Annotated in this window: 18 protein-coding genes; 15 read left to right on the top strand and 3 right to left on the bottom strand. The window is 61.8% G+C overall.

Translation table 11 applies throughout. The features are described 5' to 3' along the window. Positions 1 to 40: 40 nt before the first annotated feature. Positions 41 to 901 carry a sugar phosphate isomerase/epimerase family protein gene (locus ACFPN2_RS27650; RefSeq protein WP_380602671.1) on the bottom strand — a complete coding sequence of 287 codons (861 nt, stop codon included), beginning with the start codon at positions 899 to 901 and terminating at the stop codon, positions 41 to 43. 140 nt (positions 902 to 1041) lie between these two features. Between ACFPN2_RS27650 and ACFPN2_RS27645 the strand changes: the two genes are divergently transcribed. The 5 genes from ACFPN2_RS27645 to ACFPN2_RS27625 all read left to right on the top strand — a co-directional run bounded on the left by ACFPN2_RS27645 (position 1042) and on the right by ACFPN2_RS27625 (position 8149). Further along, positions 1042 to 2502 (top strand): aldehyde dehydrogenase, encoded by a 1461-nt coding sequence (locus ACFPN2_RS27645; RefSeq protein WP_380602669.1) that lies wholly within the window; start codon positions 1042 to 1044, stop codon positions 2500 to 2502. Beyond that, entirely contained in the window at positions 2499 to 3701 is a 1203-nt protein-coding gene (locus tag ACFPN2_RS27640) for a CaiB/BaiF CoA transferase family protein (protein WP_380602667.1), read from the top strand. Before ACFPN2_RS27645 ends, ACFPN2_RS27640 begins: the two co-directional genes overlap by 4 nt. Further along, entirely contained in the window at positions 3698 to 4528 is an 831-nt protein-coding gene (locus ACFPN2_RS27635; RefSeq protein ID WP_380602665.1) for a citryl-CoA lyase, read from the top strand. Before ACFPN2_RS27640 ends, ACFPN2_RS27635 begins: the two co-directional genes overlap by 4 nt. 29 nt (positions 4529 to 4557) lie before the next feature. Beyond that, positions 4558 to 6315, top strand: coding sequence for a thiamine pyrophosphate-binding protein (locus ACFPN2_RS27630; RefSeq protein WP_380602663.1), 1758 nt, complete (start codon positions 4558 to 4560; stop codon positions 6313 to 6315). Between the two features lie 160 nt (positions 6316 to 6475). Next, complete coding sequence (locus tag ACFPN2_RS27625; RefSeq protein WP_380602661.1) at positions 6476 to 8149, top strand: carboxylesterase/lipase family protein; 1674 nt, start codon at positions 6476 to 6478, stop codon at positions 8147 to 8149. A gap of 78 nt (positions 8150 to 8227) precedes the next feature. Here ACFPN2_RS27625 and ACFPN2_RS27620 read toward each other — a convergent pair whose 3' ends face one another. After that, entirely contained in the window at positions 8228 to 9538 is a 1311-nt protein-coding gene (locus ACFPN2_RS27620; RefSeq protein WP_380602659.1) for an MFS transporter, read from the bottom strand. 70 nt (positions 9539 to 9608) lie between these two features. On the opposite strand from ACFPN2_RS27620, the gene ACFPN2_RS27615 reads away from it, so the two are divergent. The 6 genes from ACFPN2_RS27615 to ACFPN2_RS27590 all read left to right on the top strand — a co-directional run bounded on the left by ACFPN2_RS27615 (position 9609) and on the right by ACFPN2_RS27590 (position 18402). Continuing rightward, positions 9609 to 10280: a TetR/AcrR family transcriptional regulator gene (locus tag ACFPN2_RS27615; RefSeq protein WP_380602657.1), complete on the top strand. Its 672-nt coding sequence runs from the start codon at positions 9609 to 9611 to the stop codon at positions 10278 to 10280. Between the two features lie 199 nt (positions 10281 to 10479). Then, positions 10480 to 12354: a bifunctional sugar phosphate isomerase/epimerase/4-hydroxyphenylpyruvate dioxygenase family protein gene (locus ACFPN2_RS27610; RefSeq protein WP_380602655.1), complete on the top strand. Its 1875-nt coding sequence runs from the start codon at positions 10480 to 10482 to the stop codon at positions 12352 to 12354. A gap of 63 nt (positions 12355 to 12417) precedes the next feature. Beyond that, positions 12418 to 13458, top strand: coding sequence for an alpha/beta fold hydrolase (locus ACFPN2_RS27605; RefSeq protein ID WP_380602653.1), 1041 nt, complete (start codon positions 12418 to 12420; stop codon positions 13456 to 13458). Then, on the top strand, positions 13455 to 14354 hold the full coding sequence (locus ACFPN2_RS27600; RefSeq protein WP_380602651.1) for a shikimate dehydrogenase: 900 nt from the start codon (positions 13455 to 13457) through the stop codon (positions 14352 to 14354). Before ACFPN2_RS27605 ends, ACFPN2_RS27600 begins: the two co-directional genes overlap by 4 nt. A gap of 59 nt (positions 14355 to 14413) precedes the next feature. Next, positions 14414 to 17308, top strand: coding sequence for a TonB-dependent receptor domain-containing protein (locus ACFPN2_RS27595; RefSeq protein WP_380602649.1), 2895 nt, complete (start codon positions 14414 to 14416; stop codon positions 17306 to 17308). A gap of 23 nt (positions 17309 to 17331) precedes the next feature. Further along, positions 17332 to 18402: a hypothetical protein gene (locus ACFPN2_RS27590; protein ID WP_380602647.1), complete on the top strand. Its 1071-nt coding sequence runs from the start codon at positions 17332 to 17334 to the stop codon at positions 18400 to 18402. Here the strand turns inward: ACFPN2_RS27590 and ACFPN2_RS27585 are convergent. Beyond that, positions 18391 to 18912, bottom strand: a complete 522-nt coding sequence (locus tag ACFPN2_RS27585; RefSeq protein ID WP_380602645.1) for a TetR/AcrR family transcriptional regulator — start codon at positions 18910 to 18912, stop codon at positions 18391 to 18393. The genes ACFPN2_RS27590 and ACFPN2_RS27585 overlap by 12 nt on opposite strands. A 204-nt stretch (positions 18913 to 19116) precedes the next feature. Here ACFPN2_RS27585 and ACFPN2_RS27580 point away from each other — a divergent pair, with 204 nt between their 5' ends. The 4 genes from ACFPN2_RS27580 (at position 19117) to ACFPN2_RS27565 (ending at position 25842) form a co-directional block, all read left to right on the top strand. Then, a complete protein-coding gene (locus tag ACFPN2_RS27580) occupies positions 19117 to 21441 on the top strand; it encodes a TonB-dependent receptor (protein WP_380602643.1) in 2325 nt (774 codons plus the stop codon). A 12-nt stretch (positions 21442 to 21453) separates the two neighbouring features. After that, on the top strand, positions 21454 to 22740 hold the full coding sequence (locus ACFPN2_RS27575) for a metallophosphoesterase family protein (protein ID WP_380602642.1): 1287 nt from the start codon (positions 21454 to 21456) through the stop codon (positions 22738 to 22740). Between the two features lie 84 nt (positions 22741 to 22824). Further along, positions 22825 to 25050: a patatin-like phospholipase family protein gene (locus ACFPN2_RS27570; RefSeq protein WP_380602640.1), complete on the top strand. Its 2226-nt coding sequence runs from the start codon at positions 22825 to 22827 to the stop codon at positions 25048 to 25050. A gap of 9 nt (positions 25051 to 25059) precedes the next feature. Then, the gene (locus ACFPN2_RS27565) at positions 25060 to 25842 is read left to right on the top strand and encodes a ZIP family metal transporter (protein ID WP_380602638.1); all 783 of its coding nucleotides are present in this window, start codon (positions 25060 to 25062) and stop codon (positions 25840 to 25842) included.

The following is a 25842-nucleotide window of genomic DNA, read 5'->3' as shown; positions in this document are numbered from 1 at the left end:
CGGGCGCCGGGGAGTCAATGCTTCTCGGTGCCCGCGTTTTCTAGTGATGCAGGCGACGTGTAGACGGCCGCGTCGAAGTCAGCGGGCGCGGCGAGTTGGCCTCAAAGAAATCCCTCGCGCTCTCCAGCGCCAGCCGCGCGCATTCTTCCAATCCAACCTTCTTTGCCAGCGCGGCCATTGGAATCTCGAGCGAGTAGGGAATCCCGTCAGGCAGCGCGCCGAGAATGCCTTGCAGATCCAGCCCGCCCGCACCGAGAAACATTCGGTCGTTGCGGGCCGCGAAGATCAAACCGTCGAGTGTCTTGGGCGGCTCGCTCGGTGCGTCGCAGACTTGAGCATAGTGAAACCACGAGCGCGGCAGCTTCGCCAGCTCGGCGATGTCTTCGTTAGATCGCGAGAAGTGCAACGTATCGATCAGCAGCCCGCCATTGTCTCGCGCGGCGCCTCGAACGATTGCGGAGGCACGGGCGAGGTCCGCCGTTTCCGTCCATGTAACGAACTCGATATCGGCGGTGAGATTGCGCTTCTGGGCGGCATCGCAGAGTTGAGCGAAGTGCTCGATGACGCGCTCCAGATTCGTGTCGGCGCCTTGAGCGATGAGGTGTCGTGCGCCGAGCTCGGCACTCACGTCCAGCAGCGCTTCGAGCTCGCGGATATCGAAGTCCGGAGTCAGGCGAATGAGCTCGACATCCAGCACCCGCAGGCCGGTGGCCGCGAGCTGCCGTTTTGTTTCCAACAACATCGCGCGATGCCGATGTAACGCATATTGCGGCTCGTCGGCGGTGACGGCGTTGAGCCGCAAGCCGACGTGGGAATAACCGGCCTTGGCCGCCGCGGCGACCATTTGGGGCGGCGCCAGGCCGAGCACGGTGAGGTGGGCGAGGGAATATTCAGGATGCATGCGCGGCCCGCGACTGGTCGTAATGAACCAAATGGTACAGGCGTATGGACTAGTTAGTCCATAAAGGGCTACTCTAGCGTCCGCGCCGCCGCGGGGATTCTCATCGTCTCGATGAGTGCGGACGGTTGCGGGCCAGATCAATGAGACGCTATGGGCACTACATCGGCGGCAAGGAGACAGCGCCGCGCGGCGGGAGTTATCTCGCGAGTGAAAATCCGTACACCGGCGAAGCCTGGGCCGAAGTCGCACGAGGCAATGCCGACGATGTGGCGGCGGCGGTAAGTGCGGCGAAAGCCGCGTCCGCCAATCCAGCGTGGTCTGAAATCACAGCATCGAAGCGGGCCGCGTTACTGCGCAAGGTCGCCGACCTGATCGTCGAAGAAGCGCCGCGCCTCGCGCAGATCGAACAACGTGACAACGGCAAACTGGCCACCGAGGTCACTTCGCAGGTTCGTTACGTCGGCGAATATTTTCACTACTACGCCGGGCTCGCCGACAAAGTGCAGGGCCATGTCGTGCCGAACGACAAAGGCGGCGCGCTCACCTACATTCGCTATGAGCCGAAGGGCGTGATCGGCATCATTACGCCGTGGAACTCGCCTCTGACACTGACGAGTTGGAAGTTGGCACCGGCCCTGGCGGCGGGATGCACGGCGGTCATCAAGCCTTCAGAGTTCACCTCCTGCGCCATCGTTGAGTTCGCCGATCTGTTCCGACGCGCCGGCTTTCCGGATGGCGTCGTGAACGTTGTCACAGGCTTCGGCGACGAAGTCGGTGCGCCGCTCGTGTCGCATCCTGATGTTGCTCACATTGGGTTTACCGGCGGCGAGGCGGCCGGCATTCGTGTTTATGAACTGGCGGCACGTGGTTTGAAGACCGTGACGCTGGAGTTGGGCGGCAAATCGCCCAACATCATCTTCGACGACGCCGATTTCGATCTGGCGTTGAACGGCGTGTTCGCCGGCATCTTTGCCGCGTCGGGGCAAAGCTGTCAGGCCGGATCGCGGCTCTTGTTACAACGCTCCATCCACGATGCGTTTGTCGAGCGCCTGGTCGCTTTCACCAAAGGCCTGAAGCTGGGCGATCCGACGTTGGCCGAGACTCAGGTCGGCCCGATCGCCACCCGCCCGCAATTCGAAAAGATCCTGAAGTACATCGACATTGCCAAAGCCGAAGGCGCTCGCTGTGTGGCAGGCGGCAATGCGCGTGCCGATCTCGGCGCGGGGCAGTTCATCGAGCCGACCATCTTCACCAACGTCAACATGCAGATGCGGATCGCACAGGAAGAAGTGTTCGGTCCCGTGCTGTGCGTGATTCCGTTCGACGACGAGGCGGACGCGGTGCGGATCGGCAACGACGTGGCATTCGGTCTGGCCGCGGCGGTGTGGACGAAGGATCTGCATCGAGCGATGTCGATGACCGCGAAGCTCAAGGCCGGCACGGTGTGGGTGAACAACTATCGCGCAACGAGCTTTACCGCGCCGTTCGGCGGCATGAAGCGCTCGGGCGTGGGGCGTGAGTCGGGCGTCGATGCGATTCGCGAGTACCTGGACACGAAGTGCGTCTGGATCGCCAATGCACCAGCGAGGAAGTCCTCATGACGGCAGTGCTGTCCGGCATTCGAGTCATCGATATCACCAATGTGCTGGCGGGGCCGTTCTGCTCCTATCAGCTGGCGCTCTCCGGCGCGGAAGTCATCAAGGTCGAGGTGCCCGAAACCGGCGATCTCGCGCGACAGCTGGGCGCGGACCCGGAGCTCAGTCAGCAGCTGATGGGAGCGTCGTTCATTGCGCAGAACGGCGGCAAGAAATCCGTGACGCTGAATCTGAAGCTCGAAGGCGGCAAGGAAATATTTCGGCGACTGGTGCGCAGTGCCGATGTGCTGGTCGAGAACTTCCGTCCGGGCGTGATGGATCGATTGGGATTGGGGTACAACGCACTCGCCGGCATCAACCCGCGACTCATCTACTGCGCGATCAGCGGCTTCGGTCAGGAAGGACCGATGCGCGAGGCGCCGGCGTATGACCAGATCGTGCAGGGCCTGTCGGGCGTGATGAGCATTACCGGCGATCGTCACAACGCGCCGTATCGTGTTGGCTATCCGGTGAGTGACAGCATCGGCGGGCTGACCGCCGCCTTCGCTATCTCCAGCGCGCTGGTCGGGCGAGAGCGGACTGGCGAAGGTCGCTTTATCGATGTCTCGATGCTCGACTCAACTATCGCAACCATGGGCTGGATCGTTTCGAATTATCTCGTCGCTGGCCTCGAGCCGGAGGCTATCGGCAACGACAACTTCACCGCCGCGCCGTCGGGCACGTTCAAAACGGGTGCCGGCCTGTTGAACATCGCGGCGAACACGGACGATCAGTTCGCGTCGCTGGCCAGGCTCATCGAGCGGCCGGATCTCGTCGGCGATCCTCGCTTTCTCACGCGCGAGTCTCGCAAGCGGAATCGTGAAGTGCTGACGCTGCTCATCGAAACGGAATTGCGGCAGCAGCCGGCCGTGTACTGGGAAGATCAGCTCAATAAGGCGGGTGTGCCAGCAGGTCGGGTGTTGAGCGTGCCGCAAGCACTCGATCTGCCGCAGCTCGCGCATCGCCAGTTGATCCGGAAGGTCCCGAACGTCGCCGGCTTCGGCAAAGATGTCAGCGTCGTGCAAGGCGGCTATCGCTATTCCGACGCCGACGCTCCAGCCGATCTTCGACCTCCGACATTGGGTCAGCACACCGACCAGATACTTCGTGAGCTCGGCTACGGCCCGGAAGACATCGAAGGCTTTCGTTCCGCCGGTGTCCTATGAGCGACGATTCACAGTCGCTGGTCGATAAGGCCCATGCCTGGTGGGACACACGGATCATCGATATCCACCCGGGCAAGATCGGTGTGCGTGGTTATCCGATTCAGGAGCTGATCGGGCGCATCTCGTTTCCCGACATGATCTGGCTCATGACTCGCGGCGAGCTGCCTTCTAAAGGACAAAGCCAGTTGCTCGAGGCGGCGCTGGTGGCGTCGGTCGATCACGGCCCGCACGCGCCATCGATTGCCATCGCTCGCATGGCGATCACGTGCGGCGTCGATCTCAACAATGCGGTCGCCTCCGGCGTGAATGTGCTCGGCGACATCCATGGCGGCCCGGGCCAGCAATGCATGGAGTTGTACGAAGAGGTTCGTGCCGCCAGTGGCAACGATCTGGCAGCGTCGACCGATCGGGTGCTCGAGAGCTTTGTCGCGCGGAACGGCAAGATCATTCCGGGCTTTGGCCATCGCTTTCATCCCGTCGATCCGCGCGTTGCTCCGTTGCTTGCGTTGGTGGAGGAGGCGGCGCGTGCTGGCACGGTCTCTGGAAACTATGCGCGCATTGGTGTCGAGGTCGAAGCGGCGCTGCGTCGACGCACCGGTAAGGCCATCCCGATGAACATCGATGGCATCACCGCAGTGATCTTCTCCGAACTGGGATTTCCCCCGCCCATGGGGCGCGGCTTGTTCATCTTGTCGCGCTCCGTGGGAATCCTTTCGCATGCCTGGGAACAGTCGCAGCGGAACGAGCGCATCAAAGGGCCCATGCCCAAAGAGATTCCCTACACCTACAGCGGCCCGGAGCGACGCTCGCTCGATCCGGATCGATGAGCACTTAGTCTTCGAAGGTCGAGGTCCGTATGACACATACCGTAGCCCAGTTGCTGGTCGAATATCTCGAAGCGCGCGGCGTCGAGCACATCTTTGGCCTGTGCGGGCACACCAACATCGCGGTGCTCGCGGCACTGGAGAAGAGCTCGATTCGTTTCGTGAATACACGGCATGAGCAGATCGCTGCTCATGCGGCCGATGGCTACGCTCGGGCGAGCCGGAAGACCGGGGTCGTGCTGAGCCATCTCGGCCCCGGCCTCACCAATGCGGCGACGGGCGTGGCGAATGCGGCGCTCGATTCGATTCCGATGGTCGTGATCGCGGGCGACGTGCCGAGTCATTACTACGGCAAGCATCCTCATCAAGAAGTGAACATGCATGCCGACGCGTCGCAGTTCGAGATCTATCGTCCGTTCGTCAAACGCGCGTGGCGGGTGGAGCGTCCGGATCTGTTGCCGGAGATTGTCGATAAGGCGTTTCATCTCGCTGAGAGCGGGCGGCCCGGGCCGGTGCTGATCTCCGTGCCGATGGACATCTTCTCCGCCGAAGCTCGCGCGACGTTGTTCGATCGAGTGAAGGCCAACGCATCGACCTATCAAAAGCCGTCAATCGATGACGCGACCGCTCGCACTATCGTGAAGACGCTGCTGAGCGCGCGGAAGCCTGTCATGTACGTCGGTGGCGGCATTCTGCTGGCGGACGCGGCGAAAGAGCTGCGTGATCTGGCAGATCATCTGGGCATTCCCGTCGCGCATTCATTGATGGGCAAGGGCGCGCTGCCGGACGATCACCCGCTGACGCTGGGCATGACCGGCTTCTGGGGCACGAAGTACATCAACGACAGCTGTCGCAATGCGGACTACGTGCTCGCACTGGGCACGCGCTTCTGCGAAGCCGACTGCAGCTCGTGGGAAGGTGAGTTCACGTTCAACATGCCGCCGACCAAGTTGATTCACATCGACATCGACCCGTCGGAGCTGGGGCGCAACTATCCGGTGGAGATCGGTGTAATCGCCGATTTGAAACAGGCGCTGACCGTACTGAATCGGGTTGCGCGTGAGTTGTTGCCAAACCCGCGACTCAACGAGCCGTTGCGACAGGAGATTGCCGCCTATCGTAAACAGTTCAAGAGTAACAACGCAGCCGCGGAGGCGAGTTCGCAATTTCCAATGCGGCCCGAGCGGATTCTCGCCGATGTGCGAGCGGTGTTGCCGCGAGATGCGTTCATCACGACGGACGTGGGTTGGAACAAGAACGGCGTCGGTCAGCAGTTCCCGATCTATGAGCCCGGCACGATCTTCACGCCGGGTGGCTACGCCACGATGGGCTTCGGTGCGCCGGCCGCGCTGGGTGCGAAGATCGCGCGACCTGATCGAGTGGTTGTGTCACTCGTTGGCGATGGCGGCTTCGGACAAAACCCTGCGGTGCTTGCGAGCGCCGTCGAACAGAATGCGGCGGTGGTGTGGGTCGTGATGAACAATCTGGCGTTCGGCACCATTGCTGGTTTGGAGAAGGCACACTTCGGCACGACGTTCGGCACGGTGTTTCGTCACAACGATCAACCGTATTCGCCGAACTTCGCAGCGCTCGCCAAGGCCTATGGGGTGGATTCGGTGCGCATCGAGTCGGCGGATCAATTCAAGCCGGCGCTCGAGCAGGCGGTGAAGTGCGGCAAGCCGTATTTGCTGGATGTGATCATGGAGAATGCGCCGGTGCCCACGGCAGGTCACTGGAACATCATGGATATCTACTCGCCGGGTCGGAAAGTGAGCCACGTTTCGACCTGAGCGGCACGACGAAAAGAGAGCAACGTTTCGACCTGAGTGGCTCGACAGACAACCAACAAACGCCACGACCATGGCGCGCGATACCACGACGCTCTGCGCCGTCGGCACCGGACGTTCGGGTGGTCGTGGCCTCGTAGCTGATCGATTTCGGGGGATCTAGATGCAGAACTCTTTGCGCCTGCGTGGGGCCGTGTTACGCGCGCTGTTGGCGACGACCGCCTTGTGGATGAGCAGCGCCCAGGCCCAGATCGTTGAGAATCCGATTCCTGGCGACCCAGTCACCGTCGACACGGGCAACGTCAGCGGCAAACTACTTCCGTCCGGTATACGCGCCTACTTCGGCGTGCCATTCGCGGCACCACCGACCGGAGATCGACGATGGCGCGAGCCGCAGCCGCGTGAAGCTTGGAAAGGCGTCTACAACGCGGAGCGCTTTGCACCTGAGTGCATCCAGATCCTCCGGCCGCACAACATCAATCATTACTTCGGCGAGGAAGCGACCAGTGAAGATTGTTTGTATCTGAATATCTGGGCACCGGCCTCAATGCCCCAAGGGAAGAAGGCGCCGGTCATTCTGTGGTTGTACGGCGGCGGTTTGTCGATCGGCTCGGCCAGCATGCCCAACTATGGCGGCGAGAACCTGGCAAAGAAGGGCGTTGTCTATATCACTGCCGGCTATCGCGTCGGTGCATTCGGTTTCATGGCGCATCCGGAGTTGACCGCGACCTCGCCGCATCATGCCTCGGGCAACTACGGCCACCTCGATCAAGTCGCAGCGCTGCAATGGATTCAGCGAAACATCGAGCGCTTCGGCGGCGATCCGAATCGGGTGACGGTGATGGGACAGTCGGCCGGGGCCAGCTCGGCTTTCAGCTTGCAGGCCAGTCCGCTCGCGAAAGGGTTGTTCCAGCGTATCGTTGGCATGAGTGGCGGCGGTTTGCGGGCCGGTTCAGATCCCGTGTCACAAACTGAAGCGGAGCAATCCGGTCTCGAGTTGCAACGGACGCTCAAGGTCGGCTCGCTGGCCGATCTGCGTAACGTGCCGGCCGATCGCATTCTCGCCGCGCAGGCGGAGTTCCAGTTGGGCGGAACGGCGGGCACCGTGCGATTCCGACCGAACATCGATGCTCACTTCATGCCGCGCACGCCGCGAGAGATCTTCGCCAGCGGCGAACAGAGCGATGTGCCGCTGCTCATCGGCTTTACGCGCGACGAGAGCGGCAACGAGCTGCGCACGGCGCGCTCCATCGAAGAATTCAACACGGCAGCGAAGAAATACTTTGGCGACAAGACCGATCAGTTCTTGAAACTGTATCCAGTGGGTTCCGATGCAGACGTGGCGAGCGTAAGTGCCACCGCCGTACGTGATGGCGGCATGGCCACGTCGATGCGCAGCTGGGCGCTCGGACAAGTCGCGAAAGGGAAGGCGGCGACCTACGTGTACATGTACAGCCATCCGCATTCGTATGAGCCCGGCGTGGCCATCGCGGATCTCAATCCGGCGACGGCCGGGGCGTATCACACCAGTGAAGTGCCGTTCTTCTTACTGACGCAGGACGTTTACAACCGGATCCGCCGGACGCGTGCGTGGACGGACTACGATCGCGCGCTCGCCAACAAAATGTCGGACGTGCTGGTTGCATTCGCGAGCACGGGCAATCCCACGACCAACGACGTGAAGCCGCCGAAGTTCACGGTGCGCACGCAAGAGTTCACAGAGTTCGGCGATGAGATCAGCACGCGCCGCTTCGACGCGAAGCGGATGGATTTCTTCTCGACCGTGAACATGCCGGGCGCCGTTGGCGCCGGCGCGCCGCGGACACCTCGCGATTGAGTTAGACGTCTATCTGGCCGTCTTCACTTCGCCGACGATCTAGGCGTTCATCTCTACCGGGTTCACTTCGCAGACGATTTAGACGTCCATCTCGACCGGCTTCACTTCACCGACGATAAAGATGTACGAGAGTGCGCCAAGGATGGCGACGATCGCGATGTAAGCGAGGGCGAAGAAGAACGATCCGGTTGCGCCCACGATCACGCCGATGACGATGGGTGTGACGATGCCGGCGAGGTTGGCGAACAGGTTGAACACGCCGCCGGTCAAACCGATCAGCCGCTTCGGTGCCACGTCGGTGATCAGCGTCCAGCCCAGGTTGACCATGCCCTGGCCGAAGAACGCCACCGACATCACGGCGATCACGACCTGGTCGCTGTCGACGAAGTTCGCGATCACGATGGTCGAGGCGAGCAGCAGGCCGGTGAGGATGGGCAGCTTGCGGCCCAGAGTCGCCGAGCCGGTACGTCGGATGATCATGTCCGAGACCCAGCCGCCCACCAGCACGCCGACCGACGCAGCGATGAAAGGCATCACCGCGTAGAACCCGACCTTGAGCCAGCCCATGTTGCGCTCGGTCGCCAGGTAGGTCGGGAACCAGGTGAGAAAGAACACCAGCGTGGAATTGCCGGCGAACTGGCCGATCGACGCGCCCAGCACCTGACGATGCTTGAGCAGCCGAAAAATATTGCTCCAGGCGAACGGCGTGGCCGCGCCTCGATAACCCAGGCCGCCGCCGGCCTCGATGTAGTCCAGCTCGGCCTGGTTGACGGTGGGATGATCCTGCGGATCGCGATAAAGTTTCAGCCAGGCCGCCGCGAACAGCAGGCCGGCGACGCCGGCGATCACGAACAGCGCCCGCCAGCCCAGCTCGGCCACGATCCAGAACAGCAGGGGGCTCAGGAAGGCCAGCCCGAAGTACTGGCCCACCGAGTAAACTCCGGTGGCGCGGGCGCGCTCGTGTTGTGGAAACCATGTGCTTAGCACGCGGCTGTTGGTGGGATAACATGGCGCCTCGGCGACGCCCAGCCCGAGGCGGAATGTGAGCAAGGAAACGAGGCCCGACGCCAGGCCCTGCAGCAGCGTGAACACCGACCAGATGCTGACCGACCAGAAATACGACAGCCGCGCACCGACGCGATCGACGAACGCGCCGCCGGGAATCTGAGCCGCGGCATAGGTCCAAGAAAAAGCCGAGAACACGATGCCCATCACCACTGCATCCAAGCCCAGTTCCCTGGTCATCGACGGGGCGGCGACGCCCAGCACGGCACGATCCAGATAATTGATCATGGTGCCGACAGTGATCAGCCCCAGCACGGTCAGACGCGCGCGGCTGCGCATGACGCCTGTGTCCGCTTTCACCGCCACTGTCGCTGTGCTCTCCATCCATTCCCCCGTCAATGCTTTTTTTCACTATGTACCAGCTGGTACAGAGTGTCAATGAACGAGGTCAGCCATGAGCAAGAGCCCCAAGAAAAAAGCCACCGCCGAGCAACCGCCGGTCGTGACCCGCGATCCGGAAGCCTCGGTGCAGGACATTCTCGCGGTGGCCACCGAGGAATTCGCGATCAACGGTCTGAGCGGCGCCCGCGTCGATCAGATCGCCGAGCGCACGCGCACCTCGAAGCGGATGATTTATTACTACTTCAAGGGCAAGGAAGGCCTGTATCAGGCGGTGCTCGAAAAAGCCTACATGGATATCCGCGCGCTCGAGGAAAAGGCCAAGCTGCTCGACATGGAGCCGCGCGCCGCCATGCGCAAGCTGATCGAGCTGACCTTCGATTACGATGAAACCCATCCGATGTTCATCAGTCTGGTGAGCGTGGAGAACATTCATCAGGCCAGGCATCTGACCAATCTCACCTCCATCAAGGACGTGAACCAGAGCGTGATTCGCACCTTGACCAGCATTCTGGAGCGCGGCCGGAAGGAAGGCGTGTTCCGCGCCGATCTGGATCCGGTGGACGTGCACTTGCTGATCAGCGCGTTCTGTTTCTTCCGCGTCTCGAACCGGCACACGTTCGGCGCCATCTTCGATCGCGACCTGTCCGATCCGAAGCTGCGCAAGCGACACAAGAAGATCATCATCGAAGCGGTCGAGCGGCTGCTGGAAGTGCGCAAGGGCTGACCTTTTCTCGTTGAGCCTCCGTGACCAGGGGCTCGGCGGTGCCTTTCAGCGAAGCACGGCTTCGCTCCGCCGAGCGGGTGTACATGGATGTACACCCAGGGCTTGCGCGGAGCAGGGACTGCGCAGCGCAATGGTGCGTGGGGCTCCTTATCGTCTAGACTGTACGAACCGGTACGGACGTACGAGGAGCGCGCCGCCCATGTTCACATCCATCGCCTCCGTCTCCATCAGCGGCCGGCTCGATGCCAAGCTGCGGGCCATCGTCGCCGCGGGCTTCGACGGGGTCGAGCTGGTCGAGAACGATCTGCTCACTTACGACGGCACGGCGCGCGACGTCGGCCGGATGATCCGCGAGCTCGGGCTGACGTGTACCGCGTTTCAGCGGGTCAACGATTTCGAAGGCATGGAAGGGGCCGCTCGTGCGCATAACTTCAGCCTCATCGAGCGCAAGCTCGACGCGATGGAGCAGGTCGGCACCGATCTGTTGATTGTCGGTAGCAACAGCTCCATCGCAACCTCTGGCGATCGTCAGCGAATCGTTGCGGATTTCCACGAGCTGGCGGAGCGCGTGCATGCGCGTGGCATGCGTATCGGTTACGAAGCACTCGCGTGGGGTCGATATATCTTCGATCACCGCGAAGCGTGGGCGGTCGTCAAGGAAGTGAGCCATCCGGCGTTAGGGCTGGTGCTCGGCAGCTTCCATTCGCTGGTACGAAACATCCCCATCGAAAGCCTGCCCGACATCGATCCGGCCCGGATCTTTCTAGTGCATCTGGCCGATGCGCCGGTGATCCAGATGGATTTCCGCTCGTGGAGTCGTCATTTTCGTTACTTGCCCGGACAGGGCGAGCTGGATCTGGAAGCGTATGTCGCGGCGTTGCGCGCTCGGGGTTACAACGGCATCTGGTCGCTCGAAGTGTTCAACGATCGCTACCGGGCGAGCGCGGCCGCGACGACTGCGGTCGATGGCATGCGGTCGTTGCGGTACATCGAAGATCAGGTCGCCCGGCGCTTGTTGCTTGCGAAAGGCTCGGGGCGGCCACCGCGCGTGCAGTGTCATGGGATCGAGTTCATCGAGTTTGCGGCCAACGACAACGAAGTCGAGCCGCTAGGAAATATGTTCGAGGCGCTGGGCTTCACGCGCACCGGCCAACATCGTTCCAAGCGCGTTTCGCGCTGGAGCCAGCAGGGCATCAATCTGCTGATCAACAATGAGCCCGCCAGTTTCGCGCGAGCGTATGCCGATGTGCACGGGGCGTCGGTGTGTGCGATTGGCGTGCGTGTCGAGGATGTCCGGGCCGCGATGGAGCGGGCGCAGGCACTGCAGATCAGCAGCTTCTCTCAACCGGTCGGCCCAGGCGAGTTGCAGATTCCCGCGGCTCGAGGCGTGGGCGAGAGCTTGCTTTATTTCATTCGCGACGGCGAAGAGCAGCACGTCTGGAAGAACGATTTCCTCGCAGTGAGCGATCCGGTGGCTGGCGGACGCGGTGTCGGCTTGACGCGCATCGACTATGTGACTCAGACGATGGAGTACGAGGCCATGTTGTCGTGGCTGCTGTACTACCTCTCGTTATTCGCCGTATCGAAGACCGCGCAGGTCGAGATCGACGATCCATTCGGGCTGGTTTACAGCCAGGCCGTGGAGTCGACGGATCGCGCCTTCCGTATCGTGCTGAACAGCTCGTCGACGCCGCAGACATTGTCGTCGCGCTTTCTGCATGGATTCATGGGCGCGGGCGTTCAGCATCTGGCGCTGCAGACGGACGATATCTTCAAAACCGCCCGATTGCTGAAGGAGCGAGGCGCGCGGACGCTGCCGATCCCGGCAAACTACTACGAAGATCTGCAGGCGCGGTTCGACCTGGATAGCGCGCTGATCGAGCGGCTTGCCGCCAACGACATCCTGTATGAGCGCGACGGGCGGGGCGAGTATTTCCAACTGTTCACGCGCGCCTTCGCCAAGCGCTTTTTCTTCGAGATCGTGCAGCGGCGTAGTTATCAATCCTACGGCGCGAGCAACGCCGCCATTCGTATCGCCGCGCAGTCGCGCTATCGCTCCGATTCCCAGAATTAGCCTCGCCGCTTGACCGCCAGCTCATGATGGAGGCAGTATGTACGAACTAGTACAGAACATTCGATGAGCGAGAGCACAGTGACTTCCAGGGGCAAAGTCCAATTCCAGGCTTGGTTGGGGGCGGTGGCCGTGGCGCTGCATTTCGCGGCACCGGCGGCTTGGGCCGATGTGACTGCGGAGACGGCCGCAGCGCCGGTGCTCGAGGACCGCTATCCGAGAGCCAAGGTCTCGTTCGGGTCGGATGTCGAGAGTTATCCCGATGTGATCTACAGCACTCAGCCGGGCTTTCGGCCGTTGCGACTCGATATCTATCGACAGGTCGCACCCAAGGGGCCGCGTCCGCTGATTGTTTATATTCATGGCGGCGGCTGGATCAGCGGTCACACGCGCCACTCCGGAGCGTTCTCGAACTGGCCCGCCGTGCTCGCCTCGCTGGCTCGCAAAGGCTATGTGGTCGTGTCGGTGGAGTATCGCCTCAGTAGCGAAGCGAAATTCCCGGCGGCGATTCAGGATGTGAAGAACGCGATCAAATGGATGCGAGCCAACGCGGCGAAATATTCCGTCGATCCGCAGAAAACTGTGGTCTGGGGCGGCTCGGCAGGCGGACAGCTGGCGGCGCTAGCGGCGACGACCTGTGGTGTCGAAGCGTTGGAGCCGGAGGCGGGCGATAAGAGTATCGCGAGCCAGTCGGATTGTGTGCAGGGCTTGGTTGCCTGGTACGGCGTGTTCGATTTCAACGCCATTCCGCCACCGCCACCCGGCGTCGACGATGCTGTATCGGCGGCCGGTAAATATCTCGGCTGTGCGCCGGCGCAGTGTGTGAGCAAGGTCGCGCTCGCCAGTCCCATTGCACAGCTCGATGCGAAAGATCCACCGGCGCTACTGATCCACGGTGAGATCGACAAAGTCGTCGCTGTCGACCAGTCCCGCGCTTTCGACGCCGCTCTGCGCGCGAAGGGGATTCCGTCGGAGTTGGTGGTGATTCCAGCGGTCGATCACAGCTTTATCGGTAGTACGCCCGAGGCCACGCGTCAGGCGAGTCTGCAAGCTCTGTCCAAGACCTTTGAGTTCATCGATGCGGTGACCGGAGGCGCACGGAAGTGAGCTCTGTCATTTCCACCGCAAGCAATCGACGCGTGCTCGCGGGGCTGATCGGCTCGGCCATTCAGCAGTCGCTGACGCCAGCGCTGCATATGGAAGAGGGCACGGCACAGGGCCTGGATTATCGCTACGAGTTGCTCGATCTCGATCGCATCAATGGCGGTGTAGCTGCGTTGCCTTCGTTACTGGCGTCAGCGCAGGAACGTGGCCTGGCCGGGTTGAACATCACGCATCCTTGCAAACAAATCATTCTGCCGATGCTGGATTCGTTGAGTGACGATGCGAAGGCGCTCGGTGCCGTGAATACGGTGGTGTTCTCCGAAGGACGCCGCATCGGGCACAACACCGATTGGTGGGGATTCGCGGAAAGTTTCAAGCTCGGCTTGCAAGGCGCTGCGCTGGAGCGCGTCGTGCAGCTCGGCGCTGGTGGAGCGGGCGCCGCGGTTGCTTATGCGATGTTGAAGCTCGGTGCGCAGCGCCTGGATATCTACGACATCGACGCGACGAAGATGCGAGCGCTGGTTGCGCTGCTGAGTGAGTTGTTTCCTTCCCGGCAGGTTGCGGCTGTCACGGACCTACGAGTTGCGATGGCTTCTGCCGACGGACTCGTGCATGCGACGACGACCGGCATGGCCAAGAATCCGGGGCTACCGCTGCCGGCCGACATGCTTCGCGCTTCGCAGTGGGTCGTCGAGATCATCTATTTCCCATTGCAGACGCAGCTGTTGAAGACCGCGCGCAGCATCGGCTGTCGCACGCTCGATGGCGGTGGCATGGCCATCTATCAAGCCGTCGGCGCATTTCGCTTGTTCACGGGCATTGCGCCGGATGCACAGCGCATGGCCCAGCACTTCGATTCCCTGGCGCGGAGGCCTGCTGCTATCGCTGCCGCGGAATGAAAAAAGATCCGAGCACCAAGGTGCAAGGAACATGAACGTTGAGTTAGGGGGGATGAACAATGAAACACAGAAGATGGCCCGTCGTTCGTCATTTAGTTGCGGGTTTGACGGCAACGACGGTTGTGACCACAGCCCTGGCCCAGGATCAGGCGGCCGGAGGGCTCGAAGAAGTCGTCGTCACCGGCTCGCTGATCTCCGATCCGAATCACGTCGCGCCGAGTCCCATCGTCATCGCCGATGCCGAGGCGTTGAAACAAACAGGTGCAGTAACGCTCGAAGCGGCGCTCAATCAGCTGCCGCAGTTCTCGCCGGCAGGCACTGCAGGTAACGGCGGGCAGGGCACGGGCGGTCACGCAACCGTGAACCTGCGCGGCTTGGGCTCGAATCGCAACCTCGTGTTGCTGGATGGTCGGCGTCTGCCGCTCGCCGATATCTCCGGCAACGTCGATATCAACCTCATTCCCGATGCCATCCTGTCGAGTGTGCAGACCATCACTGGCGGCGCGTCGGCAGTGTACGGTTCGGACGCGATGTCGGGCGTCGTCAACTTCATCACGCTGCCCCATTTCGAAGGCATTCGCACCGACTTGCAATACGGCAACTCGGAGCGCGGCGATTATGAGCAGATCACGTCGTCCGCTGCCTTCGGAACTTCGTTCGCCGACAGTCGCGGTCAGGCTTTGTTATCCATCGGCTACTCGACGCGCGAAGGCTTGACGGGCGACAAGCGCGACTTCTTCGATCTGGTGACGCCTTCGTCATTCATCGGCCAGGGCACGTTCGTGCCTGCGGCGACCAATCTGCCGAGCCAGGCCGCGGTCAATAGCTTGTTTGCAAGTTATGGTGTGACGGGAACCGTCGGCAATACGCTCAATCTAGGCTTCAACGACGACGGCACCCTGTTCGCGCAGACCGGAGCGAGGAACTATCGCGGTCCGACGGATGGGGCTTACCGGGTGATCGGTGGCAACGTTCGCATGCCGGTGGGCCCGCAGGGTGTGATTCAGAATCCGCTGGACCGCACATCCATCTACACCAAATTCGACTATGACTTCACCGACACGCTGACGTTGTATGGGCAGTTCATGCACGTCGATTCCGAGGTGACCACCAGCAGCGGTGGCAGTCTCACGCAGTTCGGTACGCTCACGAGCATCCCGGTCACGAATCCGTTCATTCCGGCGGACCTGCGCACGCTGCTCGCTTCACGCGCCGATCCGAACGCGCGCTTCACTTGGAACGGCCGCTACGTCGGCTTGCCGGTCAAGTCGTGGGACGAGCACTACGACACCTCGCAATACCTGGTGGGCTTGAAAGGGTCGTTGCCGCTCGAGAGCTGGACGTGGGATCTCTATGGCTCGTACGACGACACCAATCACTTGCAGTCCAACTACAACGCGGTGCTGAAGAGCCAGGTGCAGAATCTGTTGAACGCGCCCGACGGCGGCAATTCGCTGTGCGCGGGCGGCTTCAATCCCTTCGGTCTGGCGAACAGCAGCAACATCTCCGCGCAGTGCCGTGCGTATATGACGACCACGGCGAAGAGCACCGAAGTGCTGACGCAGACGAACTTCCAGGGTGTCATGCAAGGCGACGTCTTCAACTTGCCGGCGGGCGAGGTGAAGCTGGCGTTGCTGGCTTCTCATCGAAAGAACACCTATCGATACAGCCCGGACTCTCAGCTGGCTTCGCAGAACATCGAAGCCGTCATTGCTTCATTGCCTTCGCAGGGCAAGTACGACGTGACCGAGTACGCGGCGCAGATCGACGTGCCGATCCTGGCCGATCTGCCGTTGATCGATCGTCTGAACGTGGGCGCAGCGTTCCGTCGTTCCGACTATTCAACCAGCGGCAGCGTCGACAGCTACGAGGGCGACATCAAGTGGACGCCGGCGCCAGGCTTGTTGATTCGCGGCGGTTATCAGCGCGCCGTGCGTGCTCCGAACATCGGCGAGTTGTTCGCGGCCGACAGCGGTTCGCAGATCGCATTCGGCACGCCGCCAGCGTCGGTCGGCGATCCTTGTGACATTCGCTCGTCCGCTCGCACGGGGGCGGGTGGCGCGAATGTGAGAGCGCTGTGTCTTGCTCAGGGCATTCCCACGGCCGTCATCGACAACTACACGTTCCCAACCACAGCGACCGCCGGTCTGACCCGAGGCAATCGCGACTTGGACCCGGAGACCGCCGATACATACAACATCGGTTTCTCCTGGCAGCCGAATTCGGAATCGCCGTGGGTGAGCGGGATCACGCTGTCGGTCGACTACTATGACATCAGCATCAAGGACGTCATCTCCATCGTCCCGGGCCTGACCGCGCTCAGCAAGTGCTACAACCTGGATGGCTCCAACCCCGGCTACGATCCCAACAACTCGTTCTGCGCTTTGTTGACTCGCGACGCGAACGGTCTGTTGCAGGTGATCCGCACGCCGTATTTGAATCTCGGCGGGCTCGAGACCAGTGGCGTCGACGTGCAGTTCGCCTGGAACGCCGACTTGAACGAGCTGGGCTTCGGCACCGGGCGGGTGTTCTTTTCCACCGGCGTGGGCTACTCCAAGAACTTCTCGATTCAGACATTGCCGAACACGCCGTTCCAGGAATACGGCGGCACCAACACCGTCGGCGCGTCGTATCCCGAGTACAAGGCGTTGACCAGCGTCGGCTACGGTATCGGCGGCGCTTCGGTGACGGTGCGCTGGAGATATCAAGCCGGCATGGACGACGTGACCGCAGTAACGACGCCGGCGAATCCCGGCATCGGCGTGGGCGCCTATAACCTGTATGACCTGGTGGCCTCGTACGAGATCAACGATCGCTGGGAGCTCCGCGCAGGTATTACCAACCTGACGGATGAGGACTCGGTGTTCGTGTCCAGCTCCCAGAACAGCACGGACACGAGCGTATTCGACGCTGTCGGTCGCTCGTACTATCTGGGGCTACGGTTCTCGTTGTAACTGTGCGACGGATACTTGTTTGGTTGATCCTGTCGCTCGCTGTGGGCGCAATACAGCCCGCAGCGAGCGACGCCCCTTCGGCTGAGTGCACGCCCACCAACAATCTCCGATTCATTTGCGGTGCCGAGCGGCCGGAGGACGTCGCTCGCATTCCTGCCACGCGCTGGCTGGTGTTCAGCGGTTTCAGCAATGGGGCAGGGCTGAAGCTCGTGGACAGCTCGGCGCATTCGATGCGGTTGTGGTATTCGGGGGCGCCGGATCAGATTCAGCATGATCGGCAATCGTTTCCACGCTGCGCGTCGCCGCCGCACGCCGAAACATTCAACGCGCAAGGCATCAGCCTGCGCACCGTGGCGCCGTCGAGCCATCGCCTGTACGTCGTGAATCACGGTGGGCGTGAAAGCATCGAGGTGTTCTCTATCGATGCGAGAGTCGATGAGCCGAAGTTGTCTTGGATCGGTTGCGTGCTATTGCCGGACGGCGTTGCAGCCAACAGCGTTGCGACCTTCTCAGACGGAACCATTCTCGCGAGCGTGCTCACCCATCCCGGCACCTCCATCACCGACTTCGTGCTCGGCAAGACGACGGGCGGCGTTTACGAATGGCGGCCCGGCGCAGAACGTTTCCATTTGCTCAAAGGCACGGAGCTGCCAGGAAACAACGGCATCGAGACTTCGCTCGACGACCGGGAGTTCTACGTCGTTGCGTTCGGCTGGCGCTCGGTCGTCGTGTTCTCACGCGCCGATCCATCGAAGCCGGCACGTCGCGCGGTCGCTCCGGGATTCATGCCGGACAACATTCACTGGCATGAAGGTCGATTGCTGCTCGCGGGAATGCAGGTCGATGAGCCGGCCTGCGGCGGCCTTCGCAAGATCGTGGACGGCAAGGCGGACGGCATGTTGTGCCATCGCGGCTACGGCGTAGCGCAGCTCGATCCGACCACCCTGCAATTCAAGCTCATCGCCTACGACGGCCCCGATCCGGCATTCAACGGCGTGTCCGCGGCGCTGCTGGTCGACAACGATCTGTGGTTGGCGTCGTATCAATCCGATCGGGTCGCCGTCCGCAAGCTCAGTTATTCGCTAAGCCCCTAGCGAGGTCGTCTCATCCCGCAGGATGGCGATCGTGCAATCGACCAACGCCTCGAGCTGCCTGGTCGATAGCCTACGGTTACGCGATGTCTCGTGATAAAGGATCGAACCGATCAGCGTATCGAACGCGAACGCCAGCTTTTCCTGCGTCAATCCACCGCGCACGCGCCTGAACTCGGCATAGTAGAAATCCTTGGCGCGCTGTTCGCGACGAGCCATCAATGCGCTGAGCTCCGGGTTGCGGTTGCCGGCTTCACTGAGGCTCATCAGAGCCCGGCCGTGGCCCTCTCTCATGAACTCAGCGCTGGTGCGTGCATGCCAAAGCAGATTCTCCCGTGCTGACCGATTATCGAGTGGCGTGGTCGGCTCGGTGGCATCGAGCGTGGCGTTGATCGTGTCGGCCACCAGTTCGAAGCGCGAGGTGAATCGTCGGTACAGCGTCGCGCGGCTGCAGCCAACTGACTCGGCGACTCCTTCGAACGTGACGCCCTCATAGCCCACGGTCGCCAGCATGGTCCACACCGCCTGACGAATCGCTTCATCCGTTTCCGGTGCGCGCGGCCGACCCCGGCTCCTGATCGGTTGTTCTGATTTTGCTTTGCTTGCTACGCGCGCGGTCACGTCGATGTCCTCAGTCCGGTCCCGGTCTCACAATTCTGTAACAGATTATCGGTACAGTCGTGTCTCGTAAATAGCTTCGTGGGTTTGTCAGCTTCCATGGCCAAGTCGAGCACGCTGTTCTGTTCAATTCTGTGCGCTGTCGGCGCCGTTCAACCGGTGTCGGTCACGCTTGCGGACGATACAGCAACCGCACCGGAGTGGGGCAAGGTGGAAGAAGTGATCGTCACCGCGCAGAAGCGCGAGCAACGAATCACCGACGTGCCGATGTCCATCAGCGCGTTCACCGGCGAATTTCTGGAGCAGACGGGCGGTCGTGAATTGAGCAATGTCGCGGCCGTGACGCCGGGCTTTGTCATTCAACTGCAAGATAAGTTTGCTCCGGGTTTCTCGGTGCGCGGCATTACGTCGAATGATTTCCAGCCGCAGAGCGAGCAGCGCGTCGCTGTGTTTCAGGACGGCGTCGCGGTCACACAGACCGTTTCTGCTTATGGCGAGTTGTTCGACATCGATCGTATCGAAGTCGAGAAAGGTCCGCAGTCCACGCTGCATGGACGATCGGCGTTGAACGGCGGCGTGTCGATTTTCCAGAAGCGGCCGACGGACGAATTCACTGTCGACTTGAAGGGCGGCGTCGGCGCGGATGATTATCGTGCGGTCGAAGTTATCGTGAACGTGCCGGTGAGCGACACGTTGGCGTTGCGGGCCGGCGCGATGACCCGCGAGCGCGACGGATTCGTCGAGGACAGCGACGGCTCCGGCACGTTCAACGCGTTGAACGCGCAGGCTTATCGCCTGTCGGTGCGTTGGCAGCCCAGCGACGATTTCAGCTTCAATCTCAGCACCACCCACGACATCGACGACACCAGGGGCGGCGTGCCGTTCAAATCGCGCACCTTCGTGCCGCTGGATCAACAGACCGGCGCGGTGGTGGGCACGACAGATTTCTGGACGCCGACTCATCTCAATACCTTCGGCGACCTGCCGCCGGCTTACTTCAAGCGTGAGATCGTAGGCGTCAGCGGCACGGCCGAGCTGCGCATCAACGATATATTGAGCCTGACCTCGATCACCGGCTATCGCTGGTTCGACGCCTGTCAGTCCGGCGACAACGACGGCACGCCGACCAACATCATCGCTTACGAGCAATGTAATTTCGGCGATCAGTATTCCGAGGAAGTACGACTCAACTTCACCGATCTCGGCCCGTTCGAAGGTTTCGTCGGCGTGAGCGCGCTGAAGGCGGACAACGGCATGGACTTCGATCTGGGCTACGACGAGCGCGCGATGGCGCTGCTGCTCAGTGGCCGGTTGCAGGCGCTGGCCCCGCGCGGCCTCACGAATTCAGAGATCAATGCGTTGCTCGGCCCGACGGCCAACGCCCTCAAGCCCTTCCATCTGGATCGTTCGCTGACCGATGCGGACATCAAGACCTACGACTTGTTCGCCGACGCGACGACGCATATCACGGACGATCTGTCTGTGTTCGCGGGTGGACGAGTGACCTGGGATGAGAAGACCGTGTATGCGCAGGGCTTGACGCCGAACGGCCCCAGCCGACTCACTGGCGGTGGATTGTTGCTCGTGCCGACGCCGAACGGAGAGGTGCGCAGCGGTAGCAACAGCTCGACCGACGTGACCGGTCGTGTTGGCCTCCGATACACCATCACACCGGACATCAATACATACGCCGTGTATGGCATCGGCAAACGGCCCGAGACGTTGAACCTCAGCGGCACCAAGCCGCTGGAAATCACGCCGAAGGAAACCTTGAAGTCGGCGGAGATCGGTGTGAAGGCGCGCCTGCTCGACGGTCGCCTGATCGGAGATGCCTCGATGTTCCACTACGACTACGAGAACTTCCAGACGCTGGGCTACGTCAACGGCTTGATGTCCACTGTGAACGCCGGCAGTGCCGACGCCAATGGTTTCGAGACGCAGCTGTCGTGGAACGCCGTGCGCGGTCTGACCGTCTTCGGCAGCTATGGATATAACAAGGCACGTTTCCAATCTCAGGCCTACAAGGGCAACCGCTTCCGAAACAGCCCGGATCACAAGTTCGCGGTCGGCGCGAACTTCGAGTATGAGCTGCTGGGCGGCACGATGGCGCTCGCCCCCGTGTACAGCTGGCAATCGAAAATGTTCTTCTTCGACGATAACGATCGACTCGACCTGCAGCAGCGCACGCCGGCCGCCTATTCCGATCGCGTTGTCGACGAGTTCCAGGACGGTTTCGGCCTGCTGAACGCGCGCTTGTCTTATAAGCCGTTCGCGGGCCACTGGTCGGTGGCGGTGATTGGAGATAATCTCGCCGACGAGAAATACATCGTCGATGCCGGCAATACCGGCGACAGTTTCGGCATTCCCACGTTCATCGCCGGCACGCGTCGCACGTATCGCGCCGAGTTCTCCGTCAACTTCTAATCGGGTCGACTAATGAAACGTTCCATTGCTTCGCTCGTAAGCGCCCTGGTGCTGGCAACTTCGCTGGCGCAGGCGGCCGATCCGCACAGCTTCACCATCGCGGTGTTGCCGGATACGCAGAACTACATGGACTACACGCATCAGAAGGCGGAGAACTTCGCATTCGATGCGAGCGAGCTGTTCCTCGGCCAGATGAAGTTCGTTGCCGAGAATTTGCAGAGTCAGGGCGGCGACATCGCATTCGTGACATCGCTCGGCGACGTGTGGCAGCACCAGTCGTTGAAGATCGATCCGGAGCATGAAGCGCGCGGTTTCAAGGCGGTGCCGAATGCGGTGCTGGACGCGCATTTCGCGCCTACTCCGAAGGTACGCTCGGTCGAGATGCCGATGGCCAAGCGCGGTTTCGAGATGATTGCCGGCAAGGTGCCGTTCTCCGTAGTGCCGGGCAATCATGACTATGACGCGATGTGGACGCACTCGGTGCCGGAGGGCGGGGCGCGCTTCGATCCCAAGGACATGACCAAGCTCGGCATGCTTCATCCCGGCGGGCTCAACAATTTCCGTTCGGTGTTCGGCGATCAGACGCCGTTCTTCAAGGATCAGTCCTGGTACGTCGCTTCACACGATGGTGGGGCGGACAGTGCGCAGATCTTCACCGCCGGCGGTTATCGTTTCCTGCACATCGGTCTGCAATTCGATCCGCCGAACGCGTCGCTCGAATGGGCGGCGTCGGTGCTCAAACGTTACGCCGGTCTGCCGACGATCATTTCCACGCACGACTATATGGATAATGCCGGCCAACGCCTGCCCAATCCCATCATCGATGCGTCCGCCGCCGACCCGCAGGACAACAGCCCGCAGATGGTGTGGGACAAGTTGATCAGCCAGCACGACCAGATCTTCCTGGTGTTGTGCGGTCACGAGCATGGCCAGGCGTTCCGCACCGATAACAACAAGTTCGGTCATCCGGTGTATCAGGTGCTGGCCGACTACCAGGATCGCGGCCAGACTGCGAAAGACGCCGCCGTGAAGTCCGCTTATCCGGTCGGCATCGGCGACGGCTGGCTGCGGCTGATGACTTTCGAGCTGGGCGGCGCAAAGCCGGGCATCCAGGTGCGTACGTATTCGACGCATTATAAGAAGCACAGCACCGAGGCCGAGAGCTATGCGCAATGGTACAAGGCGCAGGAAAAACCCAAGCTGAGCGACGCCGAGTTCCTGCGCCAGGACGAGTTTCGTATCGAGCTGAGCGACTTCCAGGCGCGTTTCGGCAAGCCGGCGGCCGTGACAGCACGCTGACTTTCGAGCAGACTGGCGCCCACGAACGTGGCGCCAGTGCTAGTGATGTCCAGCCCTCGGTGCCTATCCAAACCGAGGCTGATCATGAAGTGCACGCACTGGCGGCAAGCGGCGCGCGGTCTTGTGCTGTTACTGGCGACTTGTCTGAGCCCTCTCGCGCATGCAGAGGGCGAGCGCATCGGCCTCGTGCTCGGCGGCGGCGGGGCACGAGGCGCAGCTCACATCGGCGTGTTGAAAGTGCTGGAGCGTGAGCGCATCCCGATTCACGCGATCACCGGCACCAGCGTCGGGTCCATTGTCGGCGGTTTGTATGCCGCCGGTTACTCGCCCGACGAGATCGAGCACGCCATCGGCTCCATCGACTGGATCGATATCTTCCACGACGACACCGCGCGCCGCGAACGGCCGATGCGCCAGAAGGAAACCGACATCGGCATCGTGGCCAACCTCGAGGTCGGCCTCGATAACGGCAACCTGCGATTCCCGACGACGCTGGTGCGTGGGCAGAAACTTGGGCTGTGGCTGCGCCGGATGTTTCTAGGTCGCGGCAAGGTCGAGAGCTTCGACGACCTGCCGATTCCGTTTCGCTGTGTGGCCACCGATATCGGCCAGGTGAAGCCGGTCGTGTTTCAGTCCGGCGATCTGGCGCTGGCGGTGCGGGCGAGCATGGCGGTGCCGGGCGCGTTCGCGCCGGTGAAGCACGAAGGGCGCGTGCTCGTGGATGGCGGCATCGTCAATAACATTCCCATCGATGTGGCTCGTGAGATGGGTGTCGACCGCGTGATCGTCGTCGATGTGGGGCAGCCGCTGGCGCCGGCGGAGTCGGTGCAGAGCGGCGTGCAGGTGCTGGTGCAGATGGTCAGCGGCATGATGCGCGATCGCACTCAGCAGAGTCTGAGCAAGATGAGCAGCCGCGACGTGCTGATCCGTCCGGACCTGGGCCCACTGACGAGCGCCAGTTTTCAAGAGGCCATCGAAGGCGTCGATGCGGGCGAAAAAGGGGCGCTCGCGGCGGTCGAGCAGTTGCGCGAGCTGTCCGTCTCCGAAGCCGAATATCAGGCCTGGCAGAGCAAGCAACGCGAGCCGTACTCGCCGCCGGAGCGGGTGGCGTTCGTCGATGTGGAGACGTCACAGAGCAAGACGTCGGAGTTCGTGCGCGACCGGCTCGACACGAAGTCGGGCCATCGGCTGGACCTGAAGAAGCTGGAGGACGACATCACCGGCACGTTCGGTCGCGGCACCTATGAATCCATCTCCTATCATCTGGATACCGACGCGCAGGGCAGGGAAGGTTTGCGGGTCGTGCCGGTGGATGCCGCCATCGGCCGCACCTTGTTTCGCGCCGGTCTGCAGATCGACGATGACTTCGCTGGCAACAGCGACTATCAATTGAATGTGGAAGGTCGGGTCACGGGATTGACCGAGAAGGGCGGCGAGTGGCGCACGTTGGTCGGCCTCGGGCGCGTGCTGTCGGTGGGGACCGATTTATATCTGCCATTCGCCGAGCGCGGCAACTGGTTCGTCTCGCCGTCGCTGGAGTACAGCGCACTCAATCAGCCGCTGGTCGAGGAAAGCAATACGGTCGCTCAATACCGCCTCACGACGTACGGTGGCGCTTTCAAAATCGGTCGGGACATCGGCGACCGATTGCAGCTGTCGACCTCTCTGGTCCGCAGTCGCGCACGCGCCGACTTGAAAGTGGGCTTACCCGAGTTTGGCGAGCTCAACTCCGAGGATGTCGGCGGCGTGGAGCTCGGCGTTCTTTGGGACAGCCTGGACAACGTGCGCTTCCCTCGTCACGGCATGCGCACCGAGATTGCCTATACGATGTTCGATACGTCGCTCGGCTCTGATGAGGACGGCGATCTGTTACGCGTGTCCTTCGACAAGGCCTATAGCTTCGGTCGCAATACGGTGATGATCGGTGGCCGCGCTTCGCTGTCGGGTGATGAGACAGGCGCTTTGCAGACGCTCTCGACGTTGGGCGGACTGACGTTTCTTTCGGGCTTGAGCGAGCGCGAATTGATCGGCACTCAGATGGTGTTCTTCCGGGGCATCTACTATCGACGCCTGACCCGGCAAAGCCTGCTCTTCGACTTGCCCGTATACCTGGCAGGCAGTCTGGAAGCCGGCAACGCGTGGCTCGACGAGCACGATGTGTCGACCGGCGATCTGATCAAAGCGGGCAGCATCTTCCTCGGGCTCGATTTGCCGATCGGTCCGCTGCAGCTCGGCTACGGCCGTACGTTCGATGGGCGAGATGCGGTGTATCTCAGCTTCGGCTCGCTGGTCCTACCCAACTATCGCTAAGATCCGCCCATGCAAGCTCATGAGATTTTCTGGCGCGGCTTCGCGGCGAGTTTTATCGCTGGCATGGGCACGGTGGTCGGCGCGGTCTGGGTGTTCTTCTTTCGACGCCCCTCGCCGAAGGCTCAAGATGCACTGTTGAGTGGCGCGGCGGGCGTCATGCTGGCGGCAACTTTCTTTTCGCTGTTACAGCCCGCGCTCGATCATGCCGAAGGGTACATTGCCTCCAAGCCGCTGGCTGTGTTGATTGTGATCTTCGGCCTGCTCGGCGGCGCAATCGGCTTGTACTGGATCCATTCGCGCGTGCCCCACGAGCACTTCGTGCTCGGCAAGGAAGGGCCGGATAGTCTGCGCATGCAGCGGTTGTGGCTGTTCATCATCGCCATCACTCTGCACAACTTCCCCGAAGGCATGGCGGTCGGCGTCGGTTTCGCCGGCGGCGATCTGGGCAAGGCGATGCCGCTCGCCGTTGGCATCGGTTTGCAGAATATCCCGGAAGGATTGGCGGTTGCCGCGGCCATGCTGGCCATCGACTATCCGAAGTCACAAGCCTTCCTGGTCGCGTCGCTGACCGGGCTGGTCGAGCCGCTCGGCGGTGCGCTCGGAGCCTCCGCAGTGTGGATTGCAGGGCCGATGATGCCCATCGTGCTCGGTATGGCGGCTGGCGCGATGCTGTTCATCATCAGCGATGAAATCATTCCCGAGACTCATCGCAACGGTTACGAAGACATCGCGACGTTCTCATTGCTCGGCGGGTTCGCGGTAATGATGTTCCTGGACGCGGTGTTCGCTTGA

Origin of the sequence: Steroidobacter flavus (assembly GCF_042651805.1) — a bacterium.
Lineage (GTDB): Bacteria > Pseudomonadota > Gammaproteobacteria > Steroidobacterales > Steroidobacteraceae > Steroidobacter > Steroidobacter flavus.
This window is presented reverse-complemented; position numbering and strand designations above follow the sequence as displayed.